This window comes from Adhaeribacter sp., assembly GCF_057359045.1.
The window spans coordinates 1-2888 of sequence record NZ_JBMQUD010000134.1; the positions used below are offsets into that span (position 1 = coordinate 1).

Sequence of the window (2888 nt, forward strand, 5' to 3'; positions counted from 1 at the left end):
CCGCACCGAAATTATTTTAACGCCTAAACTCCACGAACTTTTCCAGATTCTGGAGAAGAATTAATCTTGTTGTTCGGATGAACTTTAATAAAGCTTGAATGGCACCTTGTTCCCTGGTCCCTTCTCCTAAATACATTGGTAATTTATAGGCTATTTTTTCTTAATAAAAATCATTTTATTCTCTGTCATCTTGGAAAGAACTATTGGTTAGATTGACTTACAGGCAACTTTCGTAATAGCTTCGTATACTACTTTACTTTCTAAACAATAGATGCTTTTAGCATGACAGGATGATTTTTATACTCGTGTCCTAATCGTAGCCGCGCCGAGAAAGGAAGCCCGGCAAATGGGTTCTTTTAAGTTGATGCTTTCTATCATCTGTTTGCTGTATAACTAGAATTATCGAATTTGCAAATTACTAAATGGGTAACTTAAATCCCTCACCTTCAGGAGAAGGATTTTGGATGAGGGAAATAGCTTACTCTTAAGATGTAACTTCCTCTTAAAATATTTAATAAATATTGGTTATAAAACAAAGCAGCCGGTTAGTACAACCGGCTGCTTTGTTTTTATATGATTCCAATTCAAAAAATCGAATAGCTAATATCGGAAAACTAAAATTTAACCAATGGCTTGCTCCAGGTCTTCCAATAGGTCGTCGATATCCTCAATACCTACGCTTAGCCGGATAAGAGAATCACTTAAACCACCTTTCAGGCGTTCTACCTGGGGTATGCTGGCATGCGTCATGCTGGCTGGGTGCCCACACAACGACTCTACGCCACCCAACGATTCGGCTAGGGTAAAATATTTAAATTTCTCCAGCACCTGAATGGCATCTTCCTGGCGGTCGCCTTTTAGCACAAAAGAAATCATCCCGCCAAAGTCGCGCATTTGCGCACGGGCAATGTGGTGGTTGGGGTGCTCCGCAAAACCAGGCCAGAATACTTTTTCTACTTTGGGGTGTTTTTGCAAATATTCGGCTACGGCCCGGCCGTTTTCGCAATGGCGTTGCATGCGCACGTGCAAGGTTTTTAAACCCCGTAAAAGCAAAAAACAATCTTGCGGACCCGGTGTGCCGCCGCTGGCATTCTGGATAAAAGCCAGGCGCTGGGCCAAATCTTCGTCGTTTACTATTAATGCGCCCATTACCACATCGGAGTGCCCGCCCATGTATTTGGTTAAAGAGTGCATTACCAGGTCGGCGCCTAAATCTAATGGTGTTTGCAGGTAAGGTGTAGCAAAGGTATTATCTACGGCCAGCAAAATATTGTGCTTTTTGGCAATTGCGGCCGCACCTTGTATATCAATAATATTTAATAAGGGGTTGGTAGGTGTTTCGAGCCAGAGCAAACGGGTATTGGCATTTATATAACTTTCGACAGTAGAAATATCGCCCATCGGGATAAAGGTAAATTTAATGCCGTACTGCTGAAAAATCTTTGTAAAAATGCGGTAGCTGCCCCCGTACAAATCATTCGTAGAAATAACTTCGTCGCCGGGTTTTAATAATTTTACCACCGCATCAATGGCGGCCATACCCGACGCAAAACATAATCCAAATTTTCCGTTTTCGAGCGCGGCCAGCGCATTTTGCAATTGGGTGCGGGTTGGGTTATGGGTACGGGAATATTCGTAGCCTTTGTGGTCGCCGGGCGATTTCTGTGCATAAGTAGACGTTTGGTAAATTGGCGTCATGACGGCGCCGGTAGTTGGGTCGGGGTGTACGCCCGCGTGAATGGTTTTGGTTCCGAATTTCATAATTTCGTCTCAGGTTTCTGGTTGCAAGTTACAGGATTAGTTTATCAAAAGTTGCAGGTTTTAATACAAGGCTTACCCGCCATTAATTGCGTGGGCAACTTTTCTATTTAAATAAATTTAGCTGTTTAGGCGTAATTACCCGTACCTTATACTGGTATAAACCCATTCAGGAAGGCCGGAGTTTAATTATTCTGCCGGATTTAAATTTTTACGTTTAACTTTCATCGCTCAAACCAAGCTCTATGGTGCAAGTGCTAAAAGAACTTTTATTAAAAAATGCCTCTACTTTTTTTTCGCTGTTTTTACTCGTAGCCGTTCCGGTGCTGGTAAGTTCTACGCTGGTTTTTTACCTGTACAGCTATCAGAACGTGCTGCAAAACCTGAACATAGGGCAAATATTACTTTACTTTATGGTGGCAGCTTTTACCATGGCTTTCGCCCTTACGCCTACTACTTTTGTAGCTTTGGTAACTGGTTATTATTTGGGTTGGCCGGGTTTTGCGGGGGTGGTGTTCTCTTACGGGGTAGCAGCTTTACTGGGGTACAGCGTTGCCCAACTAATAGACCACGGTAAAATGCTGGCTTTCTTACACCGGTTTAAAAAAGCCGGCGCCGTTATGGACGAACTGCGGGAACAAAGCTGGAGCCTGATTATTTTAAGCCGGATTTCGCCGGTTTTACCTTTTGCTTTCATGACTTTTGTGCTCTCGCTTTTACGCGTAAACCGCCTGAAATTTCTCCTGGCCAGTATGGTGGGCATGCTCCCCCGTACGCTTTTCTTTTTTTGGGTAGGTACTCAGGCCCAGAATATTATAACGTTGCTAAACGATCCCAGTGCTGGCAACGAAGGCAAAATATTGGTGATTGGTTTAATTATTATTTCGCTTTTTGGGCTTTATTATGTTTTTGACCGGGCTCTAAAAAAGGCTTTACGCCGCACCAGCGAAATAAAAAAATAAAGTATTTTTTTTAAAAAGGCTTGCTTTTAATAAAAAAATGGGCTTATCTTTGTGCTCTCAAAACGAGAAAGCTGGTCACGTAGCTCAACTGGATAGAGCATCTGACTACGAATCAGAAGGTTTGGGGTTCGACTCCCTACGCGACCACTAAGAAGAAAAGCCACTTAC

The 2888-nt window shown here is 42.9% G+C and carries 2 protein-coding genes and 1 tRNA gene; 2 read left to right on the forward strand and 1 reads right to left on the reverse strand.

The window, feature by feature from the left end:
- Nucleotides 1-621: 621 nt before the first annotated feature.
- Nucleotides 622-1761, reverse strand: coding sequence for a cystathionine gamma-synthase (locus ACO1R6_RS21425; RefSeq protein ID WP_486267159.1), 1140 nt, complete (start codon nucleotides 1759-1761; stop codon nucleotides 622-624).
- Between the two features lie 242 nt (nucleotides 1762-2003).
- Between ACO1R6_RS21425 and ACO1R6_RS21430 the strand changes: the two genes are divergently transcribed.
- A complete protein-coding gene (locus ACO1R6_RS21430; protein WP_486267160.1) occupies nucleotides 2004-2720 on the forward strand; it encodes a TVP38/TMEM64 family protein in 717 nt (238 codons plus the stop codon).
- A gap of 73 nt (nucleotides 2721-2793) precedes the next feature.
- Nucleotides 2794-2867, forward strand: a tRNA-Arg gene (locus tag ACO1R6_RS21435).
- Nucleotides 2868-2888 lie beyond the last annotated feature (21 nt).